Annotated in this window: 18 protein-coding genes; 7 read left to right on the top strand and 11 right to left on the bottom strand. The window is 45.8% G+C overall.

Annotation, left to right across the window (positions count from 1 at the left end):
- The first annotated feature begins 94 nt into the window (after positions 1-94).
- Positions 95-235 carry a CAB/ELIP/HLIP family chlorophyll-binding protein gene (locus tag J0L70_RS04885; RefSeq protein WP_017287601.1) on the top strand — a complete coding sequence of 47 codons (141 nt, stop codon included), beginning with the start codon at positions 95-97 and terminating at the stop codon, positions 233-235.
- A 58-nt stretch (positions 236-293) separates the two neighbouring features.
- On the opposite strand, the gene J0L70_RS04880 is transcribed toward J0L70_RS04885, so the two are convergent.
- From J0L70_RS04880 to dusB, 6 genes are all read right to left on the bottom strand, one after another.
- Positions 294-1937 (bottom strand): GldG family protein, encoded by a 1644-nt coding sequence (locus J0L70_RS04880; protein WP_287453315.1) that lies wholly within the window; start codon positions 1935-1937, stop codon positions 294-296.
- Positions 1934-2734: an ABC transporter permease gene (locus tag J0L70_RS04875; protein ID WP_287453313.1), complete on the bottom strand. Its 801-nt coding sequence runs from the start codon at positions 2732-2734 to the stop codon at positions 1934-1936. Before J0L70_RS04875 ends, J0L70_RS04880 begins: the two co-directional genes overlap by 4 nt.
- Positions 2731-3690 carry an ABC transporter ATP-binding protein gene (locus tag J0L70_RS04870; RefSeq protein ID WP_287453312.1) on the bottom strand — a complete coding sequence of 320 codons (960 nt, stop codon included), beginning with the start codon at positions 3688-3690 and terminating at the stop codon, positions 2731-2733. Before J0L70_RS04870 ends, J0L70_RS04875 begins: the two co-directional genes overlap by 4 nt.
- Complete coding sequence (locus tag J0L70_RS04865) at positions 3683-3838, bottom strand: hypothetical protein (RefSeq protein ID WP_287453311.1); 156 nt, start codon at positions 3836-3838, stop codon at positions 3683-3685. Before J0L70_RS04865 ends, J0L70_RS04870 begins: the two co-directional genes overlap by 8 nt.
- 297 nt (positions 3839-4135) lie before the next feature.
- Positions 4136-5677, bottom strand: a complete 1542-nt coding sequence (locus J0L70_RS04860) for a TAXI family TRAP transporter solute-binding subunit (RefSeq protein ID WP_017287605.1) — start codon at positions 5675-5677, stop codon at positions 4136-4138.
- A gap of 151 nt (positions 5678-5828) precedes the next feature.
- Positions 5829-6965: a tRNA dihydrouridine synthase DusB gene (gene dusB, locus J0L70_RS04855; RefSeq protein ID WP_316426824.1), complete on the bottom strand. Its 1137-nt coding sequence runs from the start codon at positions 6963-6965 to the stop codon at positions 5829-5831.
- Positions 6966-8061: 1096 nt separating this feature from the next.
- Between dusB and J0L70_RS04850 the strand changes: the two genes are divergently transcribed.
- The 4 genes from J0L70_RS04850 to J0L70_RS04835 all read left to right on the top strand — a co-directional run bounded on the left by J0L70_RS04850 (position 8062) and on the right by J0L70_RS04835 (position 13590).
- The gene (locus tag J0L70_RS04850; RefSeq protein WP_287453310.1) at positions 8062-11229 is read left to right on the top strand and encodes an ABC transporter transmembrane domain-containing protein; all 3168 of its coding nucleotides are present in this window, start codon (positions 8062-8064) and stop codon (positions 11227-11229) included.
- Between the two features lie 173 nt (positions 11230-11402).
- Positions 11403-12776, top strand: coding sequence for an HlyD family type I secretion periplasmic adaptor subunit (locus J0L70_RS04845; RefSeq protein WP_287453309.1), 1374 nt, complete (start codon positions 11403-11405; stop codon positions 12774-12776).
- A 38-nt stretch (positions 12777-12814) separates the two neighbouring features.
- Entirely contained in the window at positions 12815-13225 is a 411-nt protein-coding gene (locus tag J0L70_RS04840; RefSeq protein ID WP_287453308.1) for a HetP family heterocyst commitment protein, read from the top strand.
- 26 nt (positions 13226-13251) lie between these two features.
- A complete protein-coding gene (locus J0L70_RS04835; RefSeq protein ID WP_017287610.1) occupies positions 13252-13590 on the top strand; it encodes a hypothetical protein in 339 nt (112 codons plus the stop codon).
- Positions 13591-13662: 72 nt separating this feature from the next.
- Here J0L70_RS04835 and J0L70_RS04830 read toward each other — a convergent pair whose 3' ends face one another.
- The 3 genes from J0L70_RS04830 to J0L70_RS04820 all read right to left on the bottom strand — a co-directional run bounded on the left by J0L70_RS04830 (position 13663) and on the right by J0L70_RS04820 (position 14670).
- Positions 13663-13866 carry a hypothetical protein gene (locus J0L70_RS04830; RefSeq protein WP_287453307.1) on the bottom strand — a complete coding sequence of 68 codons (204 nt, stop codon included), beginning with the start codon at positions 13864-13866 and terminating at the stop codon, positions 13663-13665.
- A 34-nt stretch (positions 13867-13900) separates the two neighbouring features.
- Positions 13901-14218: a hypothetical protein gene (locus J0L70_RS04825; RefSeq protein WP_017287611.1), complete on the bottom strand. Its 318-nt coding sequence runs from the start codon at positions 14216-14218 to the stop codon at positions 13901-13903.
- A 188-nt stretch (positions 14219-14406) separates the two neighbouring features.
- Entirely contained in the window at positions 14407-14670 is a 264-nt protein-coding gene (locus tag J0L70_RS04820; RefSeq protein ID WP_287453306.1) for a hypothetical protein, read from the bottom strand.
- Positions 14671-14927: 257 nt separating this feature from the next.
- Between J0L70_RS04820 and J0L70_RS04815 the strand changes: the two genes are divergently transcribed.
- The gene (locus J0L70_RS04815) at positions 14928-17267 is read left to right on the top strand and encodes a GNAT family N-acetyltransferase (protein WP_287453305.1); all 2340 of its coding nucleotides are present in this window, start codon (positions 14928-14930) and stop codon (positions 17265-17267) included.
- Between the two features lie 317 nt (positions 17268-17584).
- On the opposite strand, the gene J0L70_RS04810 is transcribed toward J0L70_RS04815, so the two are convergent.
- Positions 17585-17917 (bottom strand): hypothetical protein, encoded by a 333-nt coding sequence (locus J0L70_RS04810; protein ID WP_287453304.1) that lies wholly within the window; start codon positions 17915-17917, stop codon positions 17585-17587.
- Positions 17918-18308: 391 nt separating this feature from the next.
- Here J0L70_RS04810 and J0L70_RS04805 point away from each other — a divergent pair, with 391 nt between their 5' ends.
- The gene (locus tag J0L70_RS04805; RefSeq protein ID WP_287453303.1) at positions 18309-19064 is read left to right on the top strand and encodes a peptidylprolyl isomerase; all 756 of its coding nucleotides are present in this window, start codon (positions 18309-18311) and stop codon (positions 19062-19064) included.
- Here the strand turns inward: J0L70_RS04805 and J0L70_RS04800 are convergent.
- Positions 19058-19675 (bottom strand): esterase/lipase family protein, encoded by a 618-nt coding sequence (locus J0L70_RS04800; protein ID WP_190652189.1) that lies wholly within the window; start codon positions 19673-19675, stop codon positions 19058-19060. The two genes, J0L70_RS04805 and J0L70_RS04800, sit on opposite strands and share 7 nt — an antisense overlap.
- Positions 19676-19734 lie beyond the last annotated feature (59 nt).

Genomic DNA, 19734 nt, shown 5'->3' with positions numbered 1-19734 from the left:
CCCGCCTCACTGATCTAGTTTGATCGATTGTCAAGAAGTTTAAGAAATGTTACGTTATGGAGAGTAATCTATCTTGAGAAAGAGGTCACGAAAGATGGAGAAGAAAAGCACTTTTGGATTTACCGATTTTGCTGAGAACTGGAATGGTCGCTTGGCGATGTTAGGTCTTGCGATCGGACTTGCAACTGAGTTGATGACTGGAAAAGGGATTTTGGCTCAGTTGGGTTTGATGTAATTTTTCACGGCTAGTTTTTATCGTTACTGTGCCTGGGGATGTTCTGTCCCCAGGTTTTTTAGCGTCGTTTCCACCAGAGCGCGCCTGCGGTAATGAAGCCGAAAAGCGGCACGATCGCTAAAGCGAGGAATCCGAGCAGTAAGGCTTGCTCACCGCTAAGAGCAATGCGGCGATTTTTTACATCTTTAGGTCGAATGGAGAGCGGTTGCTGCTGATCTGGAGTCAACCAATTCACAGAATTCAGAAAAACATCCGCATTCAACTGCTGAGCAAAAAATCCGTTCACCATAAAGGTTGAATTGCCAAACACGACCATGCGTGAAGGTTTGGCAGGTGCAGAAGCGGTTGGACTGGGAACTGGACTCGGAGAGGCAGTTGGAGATGGACTCGGAGAGGGAGAAGCAGTTGGGCTAGGAGAAGCAGTTGCGTTGACCGTGCGTTCGAGTGCAACTGCAAGCGCTAAAGGTCCAGGTCGATCGCCACCATCTAGCTTTAAAGGTTGTGATTTGAGATTGCTTTCTGCCCAACTATTGGGGTCAGTCAGTAAGAGCGGAGTGGCTTGAATGCCTGGAGTCGGTGTGATGTCGATCGGGCGAGCAACCGGATAGAACGAAATGCCCTTGCCGAAGGGGGCAGTAATCGGATGATTTCCGTATTGAGTGACGATCGCGACAGCCGGGCCTGCGTTGCTCAATCGCTGGTTTGGCGCATTAATCGCAACGCGATCGTCGAGTTTCACACCCCAGGAATTGAGAAACGGATCAAGTCCAGATTTCGTATTTGGATCGACTGCGATCAGGAGATTTCCGCCTCGGTTCGCATAGGCTTCGAGGGCTTTCGCTTCTCCTTCTGCTAAAGGACGAGTTGAGCCAATGACCAGCACGATAGAAGCATCTTCGGGAACAGAACCCAGTTGGGCAAGATTCAGAGGTTCATTGATAAAATTCTTATCTTCTAAAGCTTTCACCGATTCTGAAATCGAGTTGTCTCCTGCTGTGAGCGATTTTTCTCCATGACCTTGAACAAAGTAGGCTTTGGAGCGGCGATCGCTAGTAATCTGCAAGATTCCATTCGTGATGCGATTTTCAGAGAGACGGATTTCAGGTGAAATACTCTGGAGAAACTGTCGCCGTTTACTCGATTGCAGTTCGATAAACACGTCGCGGTTATCGCCTGCGTTCTTGATGCCAAAGGCTTGAGCGACTCCAGGATTGGAGTTGGGGTCTAGATACTCAAATGAGAATTTAGGCGTGATCCGCTGATAGTTTTCGAGCAACGCTCGATCTTGAGGATTTTGATCATTTGTGAAAATCCAGAGCTTTACGCCTTGCTGCATTTCGCGCAAGACTTGCTGAGATTCTGGCGAAAGCGTGAACAGTCCTGATTCGGTCAGGTCAAATCGCTGTACCGATCGCACCGCGAGAAAATTGATCAATCCGAGAATTGCTAAAACCGCGATCGTACTCACTAACGCATTCGTGCTGGCTTGTGTCGATCGTCTTCGCCAAAAGCTCGGCTCTAACGGATCGTCAAATTGCCCAATCAGCAGCATCCACAGCCCAATCACGACAATTCCAGCAATGATCAATCCCAGCGGAATCGATCCCCAAGTGCCTGAAACAATCCCTGCGGAGATGCCCGCCAAAATCAGCATGAATCCTGGCAGGATTAGGAATTTTACAAAATTAAGTCGTCTTTTCATGAGCGTTGGAAGCGGAATGTATCGATCGATTGAGCAGTGAGGAAAATTCCCAGCAGAATGTAGCTTGCAAAGACCACTAAGCTACTGGTATCGACAATGCCTTGAATTAAATTCGTGTAGTGCTTGAGTAAAGATAAATGCCCGATCGCACTACCAACAACTCCACCAAAATTTCGAGCCACTAGATCCACAACCCACAAGGCAAGTACTAAGGCAAAGGTCAGAATTGCAGCCACGATCGTGCTATCGGTGAGCGACGACATAAACATACCGAGCGAGAGCACTGCACCCGCAAGAAGCAATAACCCCGCGTGACCGAGCAGTAACACACTGATTTGAATCGGTGGATTGAGATTCGCAAGTGCGATCGCTTCATATAACAACAGCGGCAACGACATGGTGAAAAAGAAGGTCATCACACCTAGCAATTTCCCGACTGCAACCGACCAATTCGTCAGCGGTGATGTTGCTAGCAATTCTAATGTGCCGCGTTTTCGTTCTTCGGCATATAGACCCATAGACAGCATGGGTAATACAAAGAGAGATAACGAACCAATCACGCCGAGCAGCAAGCGAATAAATTCGTAAGGAATATCGACGGGAGCAGTATTAATGCCCGATGCAGTAGCTTGGTCATACTGTGCTGCATTCGCAATCACACCATCTAAAGTCGCTGTAAACAGAAAGCCAGAAATTAACCAAAATACAGCCGCGATCGTATAAGCGAACGGCGAAGTAAAGTAGCTCAGAAGCTCCCGTCGATAGATCGCCACAATATTCAACAATACAGTCTTCATTCTTCCGCCTCGGTAGACTCTTCAACAGGGTTTTCTTCGGTCGTCAACTTTAAGAACACATCTTCTAAACTCGCCTGTACTCGTCGCATTTCGTAGAGTCCTAATCCGTGACTCACGAGTGCATTCGCGATTTCTCGACCCAAATCGACCTCTGAAAAGACGCGAACGCGATGCCGTTGATGAACCGTCGATTGCTGCTCGACAGATTGCACAGCTTCAATCATGTTTAAGCAATGATCGATCGTGTTCCAATCGCCTTCGACTTCGAGTTCATAGCCTGCACCCCGATTGAGTTGTGCCATCAATTGATCGGGCGTATTGGTTGCGACCACTCGACCGCGATTGATAATCGTGACGCGATCGCAGGTCATACTCACTTCCGGCAAGATATGCGTGGAAAGAATGACCGTGTGATCGCTTGCTAATTGTTTGATCAGATTGCGGACTTCGATGATTTGGCGCGGGTCAAGTCCAACGGTCGGTTCGTCCAAAATAATCACAGGCGGATCATGCACGATCGCTTGAGCAATGCCAACCCGTTGCCGATAGCCTTTAGACAGTTTGCGAATAATCGTTTTTCGCTTCTCGATGAGTCCTGTTTTTTCGAGTGCGATTTGAATGCGATTTGGGCGATCGCCTGCATTCACCCCTTTAATTTGGGCAACGAAATTCAAGAATCCCTGGACGGTCATTTCAGGATAAAGCGGGGGAGATTCCGGCAAGTAGCCAATCTTTTGTCGGACTGCCATGAGATTTTCATGCACCTCGAAGCCTGCGACTTTAGCCGTTCCTCGACTAGCTGGCAAATAGCCCGACAGGATTCGCATTGTGGTGGTTTTTCCGGCTCCATTGGGACCGAGAAAGCCGAGAATTTCGCCAGGTTCGACTGAAAACGTGACATCTTCGATCGCAGCGGTAGAACCGTAAAGTTTGCTGAGGTGTTCGACTTCAATCATGAGGGATTCGCTCGATCGCAGAATTTGGGTCGCAGTCTCGTAGGGTAGCAAAATTTAACGACCACTGCTCAACGTTCGACGCAAACCGATACGATTTTGCTCCAGGATAATTATGCAAAGCGCGATCGTGCTCCCTAGACGAACTCACAGGGCAGTCTCACACACAGGACACTCTTGTTTAAGGTTTTTTCAGCGATCGAAACGGTGAAAACTCAGGGTCAAACCTGTCTAAGTTGTAATCTTAACTAGGTGTTCACTGTATACACTATCTGATAAAAAAAACAGCCTAATTAAAATTAAGGCTGCCGAAAACGCTCCGAAGCAAGTCTGATTATATCTAATCAGATTTTTTGCAAAATGGCTATCACACAATTTAGTGAGGAAATCTGTTAGTAGATTCTCCTGGTTTCTCCTATATCCACAAGTTAAGGATCAAACATTACGCCTACTGAGAATATGGGGACGAAATGATCTCAGAATCAGGAGAGCGATTCTCGTGTGCTTCGGTTTTCCGAGCCAATGACATTACGGATAAGAGCGTCAGTTCCATCAGCTCAATGTATGCCTGAATCTCGACTTGATCCTGGATCAGCATCTTCCGGTATTGCTGTTTTAGGGACGTGAGTTTTTGCAGCGCTGATTCTGGGTCGATTTGCAGCGCAGCTTGCCAGTCGTCCAGAATCAGTAAGGTATCGAGCACTAATTCTTTATGCTGTTGCTTAATGGTTTTGCGGCATTCCTCGGTGAAGGTCTGGGTTTTGTGCTGAACTTGCTCATAGGTATCAGCGGTGATCCGTCCATCAATGAACATCAGACGATGTTCTTGACTGAGGTCTTCAACACCCGAAAGTGCTTGTTGAGCATTTTGAGGCAGCAGTTGATTGAGTTCGTTGAGACGAGTAATGGTGGATGTGAGGAGCTTTTTGCAGCGCTCGCGGTTCCAACGCCGCATGATCAAACCAATCCCGCTCGTTCCTACCAGAATTACAATCCCGGCTTGAAGGTCGTTATTGGATTCTAAGTATCGTAGCCAGGCTTCGCGAGGATCGGCGTTTTGACTGTAAACGCTTTGTGCGCCCGGATGTACATAGAGCAAGTTCTTTTGCAGCAGCGATCGCGCTTCTCCGGTTTGTAATTCAGGATAAAAGAGAGAGAACTGGCGCGAGTTGTAGAGAATTGACCAGGTGAGGAGTCCAACGGTTTTTTCATCGACATCTGGGCGCGTCACGAGAACGGTGGCAGTTGCGAGCGTGGAAATATCGCGATCGGGAATCGTGGGACGCGCGCTGTAAATACCTTGAGGAATGCCCATGGCTTGATATGCGCCAGGATTGCGATTCATCAAATAGTTAATGAATGTCGGTTGGATTGAAACAAGTTGCAAAGAGGGTTGTGCGACGAGTTGTTGGCGGATGCGATCGCTCGCGCCGATTGAGCCGACGTAGATGGCAGCATCAATTTGGCGGTTGTTGAGTTTGCGAAACGCTTCGTCAAATCCAGACGTGTCTTTCTGAATGTTTAAGTTGAAAGCGGTATTGATCAGTTCAGAAGTGTAGTAAATTCCGCTGCCTGGAGCACCGATACCGACTCGTTTTTTTTCTAAATCGCTCAGCGATCGCACGTTTGAATTTTTAAGGGCAATGATATGAATGGGTTCATCGGCAAGCACGGCGATCGCTTGGACTTTTCCTTGCTGCATTGCCTCACTCACAACATCCAACTGCACCAGCGCAAAATCGACCTGACGATCGAGGAGACGATTGAGATTCTCGATCGAGCCTTCGGATTTTTGATCTTGAATCTGGACATTGACGGTGCGGTTTGTGGCAGTGGTAATCTGCTTGGCGAGGCGGCTGTAATAGCCATTGCTGGTGCCGCTAGAGAGTGTGATCGGTTTGGGCGATCGACTACATCCAGCAAGCAGAGAAAAAACAGCCACAAGACTGAGAGTCAGAAGGTTCGATGGTTGCAGAAAAAGTTTTTGCATTCAAATTTGATTGCCGTCACGCCTGATGTCATGTTTAACAGAATATAGACAGCTTTTTCTGAAGACGCGCACAAAATTTTCAATGCAACTTTACCGATGCTCAGATCAATGAAATCTGCGGCAAACCAAACGGGAGTTGTGCAGTCTGAAATCAGCTAACCGACATCTCCAGCAATTCGGCTTCCGATTCTTCTTGCCATCCTGTTGCTGACAAGCGATCGATCGCTTTATTGATTAACTCCAATCCCTGATTCACATTCTCAATCAGACTTAACTGCCCTCGGAGTTCTGCTGCTCCAGCAAATCCTTTTGAGTACCAAGTCATGTGCTTGCGCGCTTGTCGAACTCCGCGATCGCCTTTGTACTCCCACAACATTTGCAGATGATCGCGCGCACATTCTAAACGCTCGATCGGAGTCGGTTTTGCTTTCTCTTCTCCAGTCTTGAGAAAATAATCAATCTCTCCGACTAAAAACGGATATCCTAATGTCCCGCGCGAACACATCACACCGTCGGCTTTGGTAAATTCCAAGCATTTGACTGCTGCTTCTACCGAGAAAATATCGCCGTTTGCAATCACTGGAATCGAGAGAATTTCTTTGACTTTGGCAATCCATTCCCACTTGGCTGCACCGTTGTATCCTTGCGATCGCGTACGTCCATGAACGGTGATCATTTTCGCGCCTGCATCTTCCATGCGCTTCGCAAATTCCAGAATCGTAATTTCTTTATCCGTCCAACCAATTCGAGTTTTAACCGTGACGGGAACATCGACTGCATTCACCACCGATCGCACAATCTCTTCTGCAAGTTCTGGCTGCCGGAGTAAAGAAGATCCACCCCCATTTTTCGTAATTTTATTCACGGGGCAACCCATATTGATATCAACCGTGTCTGCTCCCTCGTCTACTGCTTTTTGTGCGGCTTCCGCTAGAAAATCAGGGCGACAATCAAACAGTTGAATACTAATCGGGCGCTCATTCGGATCGACTTCCATGAGAATCGGAATCTCTTTGACATAATGCAATCCGGTTGCGTTCACCATCTCGGTATACATCATCGAATCCGGAGCATGACGACGCACTAATCTCCGAAATACGAGATCTGTTACACCCGATAGTGGCGATTGCAACACCCGACTTTTCACCTCAAAATCACCAATCTTCAGAGGTTGAGCTAAGCGAGTTTGCAGTTCGGGAGAAAGAATCATCATAGCCAGAGAAGCAGTTTGACGTTTTCCAGCATAGATCATCCTTGCCGAAATCGGATCGATTGCGCGCTTACGCATTGCTTATGAAGTAAAAAATGATGCATTAAACTATTAGTTGAAATCGCCCCTCTAACCAAAGTGAGAGATTAGAATTTCCTCTAAAAATTAAGTCCAAAAAAAGTGATCTGCTCTACTTTCTATGAGGTTAGTTCTTTTGTAATTTCAGATGAGTCTGAAATCGTTCTATCTAATTGTTAGGGTTCTAATGGATTGGTATTTCTAATCCATCGTAGAAGTTGATTCGCTCGTTCTTATTCTTGCTGCACTCAATTTGGTGATTATAATAACGTGCATCCTTCACAATATGTTCCACGCTTGATATCTAGACGTGATGTAGCAATCTTTGGGTAATTTGTATAGCCCATATAGTTAATAAAAATAATTTTTGTAATTGACTTGACAGCAATCATTTCGTTTCTTAGGCTTTTTACAGAACGCCTTCGCACTCAAATCCTAAATCTAAATATATCTAAATATTATTTGGTTTCGGTTTGGGCAAGTCTTTGCAAAAGCAAGTCTGTGTTCCGAAGTTATCAACGATTCACTTTACATTACTCGGAATTAGCTTCATACAGCCTGAGCGAACTGATCGTATTTCGCTTGGTGCGAGTTTGAATTCGATCGAAACGTGTTGTTTTCTAATGTTAGGTAGGCTAAAGATGTCGAGATTCAAAATTATTTGTAGACGCGGCTTACGATACCGACGATGGGATAGACAGCACCACTGAGTTTGTCGCTTCTAATAATGGAATCACTCAGAATAACAAGATTCATTGAATCTTGATCGTTGTTTTATGGCTTGGTAATCGAGATTTGTACGAGGTCATCCTAACGCCCCAAGGATGTCAATTCATTATGAGGAAATTTGTCATGCACACTCGCATCAGTGCAGGGATATTCCATTCTATTGCAACGATTTCGAGAGTTCTAGGGAATACCAGTTCATTAATTTATTCAAACTGACGCTCAAACTTGAGTCCATCGCTCAAAAAATCTGCCAAATTGGCGACAAATTTGGGGAGAGATTGTCACCATTGAGAGCAAGCATTTTAACGCTCGCTGGAGAGATAGTCAGCTTTTAAGAAAAATACTCAAAATGCCAGGAAGTTAGGATATGAATTCAGCCTCGAACCTTCAGGCACTGCTTCAGCCTCAACGCTTAGGAGGCGCGATCGACATCCAAATTGCCCTCCGAAAACTGCTCGCTGCTGCCCAGATGGATGAAACGATCGCGCAAGCTTTGAGCCAGGACTTTCAGCTGTGCGAATTTCAGCTTGGGAATGAATTGAACGATAACGCAGAAGACAAATCCCCTGCTGCTTCTGACGAACAAAATGCACACTTTTATGTCATTTGTCAGGGGAAAGTTAGATTGATCTGCCCTGATCTGCGGCAGCAGCGAGATCTATCAGTCATGCTTTTAGAGACCGGGCAATGCTTTGGGGCAGAGTCGATATTTTGCCAGAATTCACTCCCTTATACTGCGATCGCGGCGAGTCCTGTGACGCTTGCGCGTATCTCTGTGACCAAACTTGAAAGTTGGTTAAAAAAGCTTCCCCAACTGCGGAATTTTTTAGTCCAGCAAGCGACTCGCTTCGCCCGTTTAATCTTTCTCAGAACTGCTATCGCTTGGGATATAGAGGGTGCTAGCTCGAAGAAAACGCTGACGAGTCATCAGGCTCAGCAGTTGTTATTTTTCTTAGAAACGATTGAAGTGCCGGCAGGGGCAAAACTGGTGGAAGCAGGCATTGATTCGGGTTACTTCTGGCTATACCAAGGCGAGATTGACGATCAAAATTCTGAGGTGACACCCGCGATCGTCGGGGAAAGTTGGGGAGAGATTCAGAAAACTCCCCCAGATTGGATTGCGAAGACAAAATTGCTGATTTACAAAGTCTCGATCGAGCAATGGAAAGCAATTTCCTCGCCAGTCACGACTTCTGGAACATTAGGACGCTACCAGCAAGAAACGATCGCCTTGGGGCGCGGCTCACCGCAACTTTTACTCTCAACTTCGACTCAGGGAGATACGACTCAAAAAGCCCTGAGTCAGGATGTGACTCATCCAACGCCAGCGAATCAGGTTGCAGTCAACTTTCCTAAACCCGCTCGGCATGTTCCTTGGCAACCCAAACTGCTGAAGCGGTATCCATTGATTCAGCAGCAGAGCGCAGCAGATTGTGGGGTTGCCTGTATTGCAATGATTGGTCAGTACTGGGGAAATCGGCTGAGCCTGAACACATTGCGGGAACTAGCAAAGGTGGGACGTTCTGGGGCTTCGCTCAAGAACTTAGCACTCGCAGCAGAGAATGTTGGGTTTCAGGCACGACCGGTTCGGGCAAGTTTAGGGCGGATGGCGGAGCAAAAAAATCCCTGGATTGCTCACTGGGAAGGGGATCACTATGTGGTCGTTTATCGGGTCAAAGGGGGGCGGGTACTGGTCGCCGATCCTGCCCGTGGTAAACGCAATCTCACTCATCAAGACTTTCTCAAGCATTGGTCGGGCTATGCCTTGATGCTTGATCCGACCCCGCAACTCAAAACGGTTCAAACCACAGAGCGCAACTTAAAACGGTTTTGGGAAGTCTTGTGGTCATATCGGTCTGTGCTGTGGCAGATCATTCTACTTTCTTTGCTACTGCAACTGTTTGGGCTAGTTACACCGCTCTTTACTCAAATTATTCTTGATCAGGTCGTCACGCAGAAAAGCTTACCCATGCTGCATCTTTTCAGCCTTGGGTTGCTGTTGTTTAGCGTTTGGCGGATTGGACTGGTTGGAGTACGGCAGTATCTATTAGATTATTTTTCTAATCGATTTGATTTGACGTTGATCAGTGGGTTTGTTGGTCATGCTTTAGTGTTGCCTCTGAAATTCTTTGAATCTCGCCAGGTTGGAGACATTCTGACGCGAGTGCAAGAAAATAGCAAAATTCAAGCTTTTCTAACGCGGCAGGCGGTTGCGACTTGGCTAGATACGACGATGGCGATCGTTTATCTCGGGCTGATGTTCTACTACAACTGGCATCTGACTCTCTTTGTCATCGCATTGATTCCACCGATCGTAATTTTGACCCTGGTTGCGACTCCATTTCTGCGGCAAATTTCGCGGGAAGCCTTTAGCGCAACGGCTGAGCAAAACTCGCTGCTGGTGGAAATGATGACAGGTGTCGCAACCGTAAAATCGGTGGCAGCAGAGCGAGAAGTCCGCTGGCGTTGGGAAGACCGCCTAATTGGAATGCTCAACATCCACTTTAAGGCGCAAAAACTGACCAATGGGCTGCAAGTGACAGGCGGATTGGTCAATTCGATCGGAAGTACTGCGCTACTTTGGTACGGTGCAAGTTTGGTGATTCAAGATCAGTTGACGATCGGGCAATTCGTTGCTTTTAATATGTTAATTGGTAATGTTATTGGACCTGTACTAGCACTCGTTGGACTGTGGGATGAGTTCCAGGAGGTTTTGATTTCAGTCGAACGATTGAATGATGTATTTTCCGTTAAACCGGAAGAGACACCTGGACAATCGATGTTAGTGCTCCCTCCGATACGAGGGGAAGTACAGTTCGAGAAAGTTACGTTTCGCTATGAGCAAGCCGAAGAACGCAACACGCTGGAAAACATTTCAGCAAAAGTTGAAGCAGGTCAAACGATCGCGATCGTGGGGCGGAGCGGATCTGGAAAAAGTACGTTGATCAAGCTCCTGCAAGGGCTATATCATCCCACCACTGGTCGAATTTGGATCGATGGGCACGACATTAAGCATGTCTCACCCCAGTCCTTACGGAGCCAATTAGGGGTTGTGCCGCAAGAATGTTTCTTGTTTTCAGGCACGATTCTAGAAAATATTCAGCTTTATCGACCTGAATACACGCTGGAGCAAGTGGTAGAGGTTGCGAAGCTCGCAGAAGCTCATGCTTTTATCCAGGATTTGCCCTTGGGATACAACACCAAAGTCGGTGAGCGCGGTGCAAATCTATCGGGTGGACAGCGGCAGCGAATTGCGATCGCTCGTGCGCTTTTAGGGCAACCCGCAATTTTGATTTTAGACGAAGCCACGAGTTCTCTCGATACAGAATCAGAGCGACGCTTTCAGCAGAATTTAGCCAGAATTAGTCGAGGACGCACCACATTTGTGATTGCTCATCGTCTATCTACGGTGCGAAATGCCGATCGCATTTGGGTCCTCGATCGTGGAGTTTTAGCAGAGCAAGGAACTCCTGAAGAATTAATTGAACTCAAAGGCATTTATGCCCATCTTGCTCAGCAACAGCTCGATCTCTAAACTGAGGCTCGATCGATAGTTCCAATGCTGAAGAAGGTCTGAAAAGTTTCCGCAAGGTGTGTTTACTAACACTTGAAAAGCAGCACCCTAATGACTAAGATGATCGACGTTTTAGGGTTAGTTCTCACAAGATTTGTCCTATCTGAATACTATGACTCTACGAGGCATACTCTATGGTTCAGCTTGCCCCTCACAACCAAGGTTCTCCAGTCAATGATCAACAGCATGATCAACAGACGGAGAATTCCTTTCCCAAACCCTCAGGTTCCGCCCATTCTCACTGGTCTGCCCCTTTAGAAGCGGTGCTCGATCAACCTCCTTCTACATTGCCCCTGCGTCTGATGGTAGGAGGTGCGGTATTTTCGATTTGTTTTGCATCTTGGGCTTGGTTTGGTCAGATCAATGAAGTCGCTCGCGCTCAGGGCAGGCTGATTCCCAGAGGTAGCGTGTATAAAGTCAATCCGACTGAGACAGGCAAGGTTTCTCGCATCTTAGTTGAGGAAGGGAAGCCTGTGAAAGCTGGACAAGTCATGATGGAACTGGATAATGAACAAGCCAATCATGAAGTAGAACGGTTAGAGAAAGAAAGAACCGCAGCCCAGATCGAGTGGAGTCAGACTCAATCTTTACTGGCTCAAGTTCAGCTTCAGGCAGAGAGCCGTTTAGATGCGATGCACGCTGAAATGAGAGCGCAGCAGGTCGAAATTTCCCAAGGTAAAACCAATATTGCGACTACTCAACAATTACTGGATCAACTGAATGAAGATGCGATCGCTCAGGAAACTCGGCTGAAGCGATTCCAACCTTTAGTAGAAGCAGGCGCGATCGCGCAAGAACAAGTTTTTCAAGTCCAACAAGGGTTACGTGATCGCCAACGAACGATCACGGAGCAGCAAGGAACCTTGCAACGATCAGTAGAAGATATCGAGCGCCTGAATGCAGGAATCGCACAAAAACAAGCAGAACAAGCAGAACTGCAACAACAGTCGAACCAGCAAGTGCGCCAACTCGAAATCAAACTCTCTCAGATTCAAGCAAGAATTAGTGAGCTACAAACCTTGATTGCAGCAGCAAATTCTAAACTTCGGGAACGTTACTTATACGCACCGACGAGTGGTATTGTTTCTGCACTGAGTCTGCGACATCCTGGAGAAGTCGTCCAACTGGGACAAGCGATCGCAGAGATTTCTCCAGCCCAAAAGCCACTGATCTTATCTGCAGTCCTTCCAAACCAAGAAGCAGGGTTTGTCAAAGTAGGGATGCCTGTACAGGTGAAGCTTGATGCTTATCCGTATCAGGACTATGGCATTGTTACTGGACATGTTGCGAAAATTTCTCCCGACGCTCAACCCGACGAACGCTTGGGACGCGTGTACCAAATCGAAGTGGAATTAGAACGCTCCTACATTACCAAAGATCAACAGAAAGTTTTGTTTAAGGCAGGGCAAACTGCGACGGCTGAGATTGTGACTCGGCAGCGGCGCATTGTCGATTTATTGTTTGATCCTCTGAAAAAGCTTCAGGCAAGCAACAACGTGATCCAGTGATTTTAAGATCTGACTAGGATATAAAAAAGGTGAAAAGCATGACTCAACAAGGCTTTAGAAATTCGAGCGCATCGCTCGATCGCGTCATGGAAACTGAGCAATTTAACCAAGTGATTGAAGCGATCTTAGCAGGAAAATATTCGTGGGCTTGTGTTTTAATTTTGCAGTTTGGTGGCTATAATCCGCTCCACTACATTCCCTACAGAACCTATAACCGGATTATGAAGGATCACTATCAAGCAGGGCAAAAGCAAGCTCAAACCCCTGCTTCAAATCCGCAGCAACCGAATCCGATCAAGGATTTGAATTACTTGGAAGTCGTGAGTGAGCCTCGAACTCGAATTAAAGGCGGAACATTTGCAACCTTAGAACAATGGTTGGGTCAATGCAACGACTTGCCCGTGAATAAGGTGCCAAAATGGCAGGCTTCTCTGTTGACAACTGACTAGAATACTGGCAAATAAGGAGTATTTATATGCTGATTCGCGACTTGTCTCATCTTGAAATTCTGGATCACTCATCAGATATTTTTGGTGCTCTACAAGCGAATGACGGTATCCTGACCCTTTCACTGAGTGAGGACAACACGCTTTCTCTGAAACAGGGTAGTACAGAGCTGTGGAGCACAAAGCTAGCAAATTCACCTCAAGGTATCAGCCTCTCTCTCCCTGGTAATCCAAATCTTGCAGTCTCTAGCACAACAATGGCGACAGCAGATGGCAAGTCTAGAACAATCTTGGCTCTAAACTTCGGCACATCTCCGGTTGTCTCTTTCGCCTCTGCTCGGAGCTTGACAGCCAGTTTCCCATTCTAAATCTAATTACGACCTAGTAAAAACACAACACGGAACTCGTGTTGTGTTTTCTGTATGATTAGATTGAATTTACTAGCTCGATGCTGAAGAACTGTTGGAGCAACTTGTAGAGCGACTACTTGCGCTTTGGCTCGTTTCTGCCGAAGAGACGCTGATGCTGACAGATTGATGGGAAACCGTTGTGGGGTCTGAGAGAATCACCTCACTTCTAGCTTCGGCTCTCGATCGCCCATCAGTTGAAATAATTCGTCGAATCAAGATCTTGTGCTGGCTCATCTTTCGGTATCCTCAACTTTACTGCATTTGATTGCTATTTGTTCGACACACTGACATAGATCGAGGTGCTATTTGATCGCGCGATCGCGGTATTGTATTGCGCTGCGGCTAGCGCATAGGCATCTGCATTTGCATTGCTGGAATATAAATAGCCAACGTTATTAATCCGTGTGGATGTTTTTGTGGAAGTATAGGTCATTGAACCACTTGCACCTGCATTCGCATTCGCATAAGTAAAATTCTTCGTGCTGTAAGTTGTGGTACTGACGCTCACACTGACGCCGCCATGAATGCTCTCTTTCACAGTCGAGTCTACGCGATAGTCTAGATCAGTGATCATCAAACAAGTCATTCTTTTTCCTCCAATACTATGCAATTTGCACAAGCAATTTTGGTACGACAATATCGCCCTTAAATTTTTCAATTTAATCATTCGTGCAAAAAGCTTAAGGCAGAACAAAACAAATTAAGGTAGGGCAACAACGGAGAGATTCCATGGTTGCCCTACCTTAAACTAGTCACTCAATAATTAATTGAGTTCTAGTTGGAAGCAGAGATAGAAGTACCGCTCGAATAAGACGAGTAAGGCGTAGTTTTCGTATAGGTGAAAATCTGAGCCAAACTGTCTTTTCCATAAGCTTCTGCATCAGATTCAGCAGTAGCGACGTTACCTTTCAGATTGACTTTCGAGTTGATGTATTTGTTGATTTTTACGGTTTCTTTGAAGGAGACAGAGGGATAAGTAAAGCCACCGAGAACTTCTGTTTGAGCGGTTTCTAAGTAGTTGAGATCAGAAATAATCATTGGATTTCTCCTTGGAATTTTTGTTTCTTAGTTGTTTCAACTCTGTTGTTTGAGTTGATATTTATAAGATAAAGGATGCGTTTTTTAGAGGTTGCCATTTTGGCAGTTTTGTTTGTGTTTTAGTAATTTTTTTCGACATTACATTTATGAGATTGAATTCTGCCAGAATGGCACATCGATACATTTTTTGATTGCTAAAATCCTTGGCGGCGGCAGAAATATTGATTGTTGATAAACAATTTCAGGAGAAACCAGATATGGAAGACATAGAAATTGACATTATTGATGATTTTGAAATTTTTCAGACGATTAGAAATACCTGGGAATCCATATACAATGCTGATCATCAGGCTCGATTCTTCTCATCTTGGATCTGGCTATCTGGAGTACTGAAACGGTATGATCAGTTTCATGAATCGTGGTTTATATTAGCAGCCAAATCAAGGAGTCGCGGTTCAGAGTATGTCGCATTTTTTCCGCTATACCTTACAGCACTTGAGAATCCAGATGGATCATTTCATAGTGAACTTGTGATGGCAGGAGTAGCTGATGCAGACCATGTTGGATTTATCTGTTTGCCTGAATATGAAATAGCTGTAAGCTCTGCGTTTGCTGCATTTCTTCAACAAGAAGAATGGTGGACTTTTGAGCTAGATAATATTGCGACGATCGAGGGAAGAATTAGCCTAATTTTGAAGGAGTTTCTGACAGAAGGATTTGAATTGAAGGAACGATGCTACGTTAGTGACTTAGATCATATCGACAATAACATTGTTCCATATATTGATTTGCCAGGCACCTGGGAACAGTATCTTCAGACCGTTGTTAGCTCAAATACTCGGCACAAAATCAGACGCTTTTTCAGAAAAATTGAGGATTCTTCTGAATTCCATTTGACCTATGCCAACGCAGATAATTTTGAGGATCATCTTGAGGTACTTTTGGAACTCTGGAGATCAAACTGGGAAAGCAGAAAAGGGGCGGATCAATGCCAGAAGATTTTGGATAAGATTGGGCATACATTGCGGCATTGCTTTGAGCATCAAGCCTTGTCTTTGTCTGCGCTATGGCAGGGAGAAAAGCCACTCGGCGCGATCGCAAATCTCTTAGATTGGAGTCATAAAACGGTTTTGTTTTTGCTCGGCGGACGCGATGATACTGTGAAAGATCTAGCTCCAGGAATCATTCTCCATGCTGACGCGATTCGGGATGCGATTCAGAAGGGGTTTCAAGTCTATGACTTTCTGCTGGGCAATGAAGCGTATAAGTTTTCTTTTGGCGCGAAAGAGCGGCGAATTAAGATCGTTGCGATCGAGCGTAAGCACTTGCTCAATCCAATTCAGCCGTTAAATGTTCGGCTGATTCCTAAAGCACTTCAAATTGCAGCAAGTTACCAACAGACGAATCAACTGAGTCAGGCTGAGCAAGCATACCGCCAGATTCTAAGGGTGCAACCTCAATATCCAGAAGCTCTGTATAACTTAGGAGTGGTGATGCATCACCAGGGAGATTATCCAACTGCCGAGGAGTGTTTTAGAAGTTTGCTACAGCTACAGCCGAACGATGTCAGAGCTTGGTTTAGTTTAGGAAACTTGTACCAAATTCAAGAGCAGTTACTAGAAGCAGAAAAGGTGTATCGGCAAGCTTTAATGCTTCAACCTCAATCCTCTAATGTTGCATTTGCTCTCTATCACAATCTGGGCTATGCCTTACAGCAGCAGAACAAATGGGACGATGCGATCGCTTGTTATCAAACGGCTCGTGAACTGAAACCGGATTCGATTGAAGCAGAAGTGATTTGGGCGAATGCACTTTACGCTCAGGGCACATTACCCCCGGAACAACAGGAGCACTATGCTGTCATCAATGCTACTTTGGGCAACAAACGCCAACAAGCAGGCGACTTAAAGGTCGCGATCGCATATTACCAGCAAGCAATCACCATGAACCCAGAGTTAGCTGAAGCTTACTATACTCTGGGGCGTGCTCTACAAAAACAAGAGCGCTGGGAAGACGCGATCGCAGCTTATCAAAGAGCACAGGCGCTTCAGCCGGAGGTTCGTGAAATCGCCGTTTGTCTAGCAAATGCTTTTTATGCTCAGGGGACGCTCCCATTAGACCAGCAGGTGCATTATGCAACAGTCAATTATGAGTTAGGCGACGAGTGCCAACAGGTGGGGGATGATACCGGTGCTATTGAATGCTATCAGCAAGCGATCGCGATGAATCCAGAACTGGTAGAAGCTTACCTTGCTCTGGGGCTTGTCTTGCAAAAACAGAAAAGATGGGAAGACGCGATCGCGGCTTATCAAAAAGTACAGACACTTCAACCTGATAATCTTCAAGCCGAGTTGGGTATTGCTGCTGTGCTTCATGCTCAGAACAAATTATCGATTGATGATCAAGCTCGTTATGCTGCACTCAGCTACGAATTAGGGAATGCTCAGCGGCAAGCGGGTGATTTAAAGAGCGCGATCGAATCTTATCGGCAGGCAATTACCTTACGACCCGATTTAGTTGAGGTTCGCAATCATCTACGACTTGCATTGCAAGATCAGGGCAACGTCAAAATTAAGGTCAGTTGTGCAAAACAGTAGCAAAAAAGTAGGGGTGAGATACTCTCGCCCCTATCAAAATTAAAGAAAATCAAAAAGCTTGAGAGCTTGAACTGGGTAACTGACAAAACGTTGAACATCATCTTGGCTGCGTTTCTGTCCCGCACCGGATTCAAAACCCGGTGCTAACCATGCGAACTCCCTAAAGGGACTCCTGAACCCAGCTAATGGCTTAGGAATACAGTCTCTTCAGAGACTTCGTTCGATGAGCACGGGGTTTCAACCTCGTGCGGAGCAATGCGATCGCGTGCAAGCCATGCGAGATGAGAAAGATTTGTCAGTCAATCAGGAGCTTGAGACTAAGGTTTATCGATGACCAGGATTTTACCCTTAACAATCATCGTGTCTTTGTTTGAAAAGTATTTTACTTTTGTCTTCTCGATCACCTTGTCTCCCGAGCCAAAGAGATCAACTCCAGCCAGCGAATCGGTTCCGGTCGCAACTGCTATCCCACTGCCTTTTCCGATAGATCCTCCATTTCCCAATTCTTTCACTTTAGTTCTGGTATCAGTTAGGGTGAAGCTTGAATCTCCGGTAGCGGATGCGTCAGCCGTTACACCGACAATAACTCCTCCTGAAATTGTCTTGACGTCTAGAACATGTTCTAAATAGTTCAAATCGTTGATCTGCATAGGATATATCTCACAGATAAAGCTATTTTTACAATCTAAGCAGGTGTTCGTTGAAACAAATTGCCAATTTGGCACATTCTACTCAATAGCCCACATCGAGAGAATGGCAAAGCTTTGTTAGCAGAATTAGCCAAAATGGCAACATCTAATTTTTTTCAATCCCTACACTAGCTAAAAAGCCTTATTTGATCGTTTAGCTTGATACATCTTCAGGGCTGCTTGAGTCTCAATCATCTCATTTCATCTCTTGTATAAACGATCATGAAAGCGATCGCGAATAATTCCGTCTCAATACACAATCGCCCTGCCTCCATCAGTCGGTAAAATTAATTCCTACTGTAGAAGGCTGGATAGATCCTTCAATTATTCTTTCAACTCTACAGGTTCAGTGATGTTTATTCAGATTGAAAACGGCATGGTTTCCTCGTCATACTCTTCGATTCAACCTGATGAGATTGTTGGTTACTTGAAGAAGAACCTGCAATTCAAAGAAGTGTGTCAGGCGATTTTCACTCAAAAAATTATTGATCAAACGGCTCGTGAGCGTGAGATTTTTGTCTCGCCTGAGGAAATCCAAGCAGAGGCCGATCTCATCCGACGTGACCTACGGCTAGAGCGTGCCACTGATACATTAGCTTGGCTGGCAGAGCAGCAAATTACAGTTGAAGATTGGGAAGCGGGCATCCGCGATCGACTACTCACCCAAAAATTAAAAGAGACGCTATTTGGGCAGCAAGTTGAAGGTTTTTTCGCCCAGAATCGCCTGAATTTTGAGCGGGTAATTCTGTATCAAGTTCTTGTTCCTTACGAGCATGTGGCTCGAGAAGTTTTTTATCAAACCGAGGAACGAGAAATTAGTTTTTATGAAGCGGCTCACCTTTACGATATGGATAGTAAACGGCGATATCAGTGTGGGTATGAAGGAGCCGTATATCGTTGGAATTTGAAACCAGAAATCGCAGCGGCAGCATTTGGTGCGACCCCAGGAGAAGTGGTGCGTCCCATTCAGACTGATCAAGGGTTTCATCTTTTATTAGTCGAAGAGTTTATTCCCGCTCAACTGACTCCTGAAATTCGCAAAGAGATTCTCTCGACTTTGTTTAGTGAGTGGCTGAGTGGAGAATTAAATCATTGGCTGAATCAATAGGTTGTCAATGGTGAACTGGCTTTCTCAAGTGGCTTTCTCAGGGCTTCGGCAACCAGTGTCATCGATCGTGGATCAGTCACCATCCACGCATGAAGCGGAACTTTGATTTGAATCGCTTCTCCAACGGGAAGAACAGAGCTATTTGCTGGAACGATAATGCCATCCAAAGGTGTCCAAATCGAAGTGAAATTAATGCGATCGAGCATTTGCACATCTTGATTCAAATCACGCAAAAAATCGCTGTTGGGGCGCATCTGTATGCAGCCAGGGCGTTGAGAAAGATAGGCTGCAAGTGTGCCATTGTGCGGTGTAGAAATCGTGATAAATCGCTGCACTCGGCTAATACCACCCAAGCGCTGAACGTAATAGCGACTGACCAGTCCACCCATGCTAAAGCCAACGAGATCAATCTGTTGATCGGCGGGAATGGTGGCTTCGATATAGGCTGCAAGTTGTTTTGCTAAGAGATCAAGGTGGCTATCTCCATTGGCTGGAATCAAGTCTAATCCATAAGTCTGCCATCCTGAACGCTCTAGGTACTGTGTCATCGGGTCGAAGAGAGCAAAGGTATCGGTGATGCCGTGAACGAAAATGACGGGATTGAGAGGCATGATTGAGCACTAGAAATGTCTTTCTTCTAGCGTAAATCGGTCAACCGTTTTTGGGATGA

It is taken from the genome of Leptolyngbya sp. UWPOB_LEPTO1, from assembly GCF_017302695.1.
GTDB classification, from domain to species: domain Bacteria; phylum Cyanobacteriota; class Cyanobacteriia; order Leptolyngbyales; family Leptolyngbyaceae; genus Leptolyngbya; species Leptolyngbya boryana.
The sequence above is the reverse complement of the archived record's forward strand: the minus strand, read 5'-3'. Positions and strand labels throughout refer to the sequence as shown.

Coding starts and splice junctions, on each gene's coding strand:
- J0L70_RS04885 (WP_017287601.1), top strand. CDS start 95: ATGGAGAAGAAAAGCACTTTTGGATTTACCGATTTTGCTGAGAACTGG.
- J0L70_RS04880 (WP_287453315.1), bottom strand. CDS start 1,937: ATGAAAAGACGACTTAATTTTGTAAAATTCCTAATCCTGCCAGGATTC.
- J0L70_RS04875 (WP_287453313.1), bottom strand. CDS start 2,734: ATGAAGACTGTATTGTTGAATATTGTGGCGATCTATCGACGGGAGCTT.
- J0L70_RS04870 (WP_287453312.1), bottom strand. CDS start 3,690: ATGATTGAAGTCGAACACCTCAGCAAACTTTACGGTTCTACCGCTGCG.
- J0L70_RS04860 (WP_017287605.1), bottom strand. CDS start 5,677: ATGCAAAAACTTTTTCTGCAACCATCGAACCTTCTGACTCTCAGTCTT.
- dusB (WP_316426824.1), bottom strand. CDS start 6,965: ATGCGTAAGCGCGCAATCGATCCGATTTCGGCAAGGATGATCTATGCT.
- J0L70_RS04850 (WP_287453310.1), top strand. CDS start 8,062: ATGAATTCAGCCTCGAACCTTCAGGCACTGCTTCAGCCTCAACGCTTA.
- J0L70_RS04845 (WP_287453309.1), top strand. CDS start 11,403: ATGGTTCAGCTTGCCCCTCACAACCAAGGTTCTCCAGTCAATGATCAA.
- J0L70_RS04840 (WP_287453308.1), top strand. CDS start 12,815: ATGACTCAACAAGGCTTTAGAAATTCGAGCGCATCGCTCGATCGCGTC.
- J0L70_RS04835 (WP_017287610.1), top strand. CDS start 13,252: ATGCTGATTCGCGACTTGTCTCATCTTGAAATTCTGGATCACTCATCA.
- J0L70_RS04830 (WP_287453307.1), bottom strand. CDS start 13,866: ATGAGCCAGCACAAGATCTTGATTCGACGAATTATTTCAACTGATGGG.
- J0L70_RS04825 (WP_017287611.1), bottom strand. CDS start 14,218: ATGACTTGTTTGATGATCACTGATCTAGACTATCGCGTAGACTCGACT.
- J0L70_RS04820 (WP_287453306.1), bottom strand. CDS start 14,670: ATGATTATTTCTGATCTCAACTACTTAGAAACCGCTCAAACAGAAGTT.
- J0L70_RS04815 (WP_287453305.1), top strand. CDS start 14,928: ATGGAAGACATAGAAATTGACATTATTGATGATTTTGAAATTTTTCAG.
- J0L70_RS04810 (WP_287453304.1), bottom strand. CDS start 17,917: ATGCAGATCAACGATTTGAACTATTTAGAACATGTTCTAGACGTCAAG.
- J0L70_RS04805 (WP_287453303.1), top strand. CDS start 18,309: ATGTTTATTCAGATTGAAAACGGCATGGTTTCCTCGTCATACTCTTCG.
- J0L70_RS04800 (WP_190652189.1), bottom strand. CDS start 19,675: ATGCCTCTCAATCCCGTCATTTTCGTTCACGGCATCACCGATACCTTT.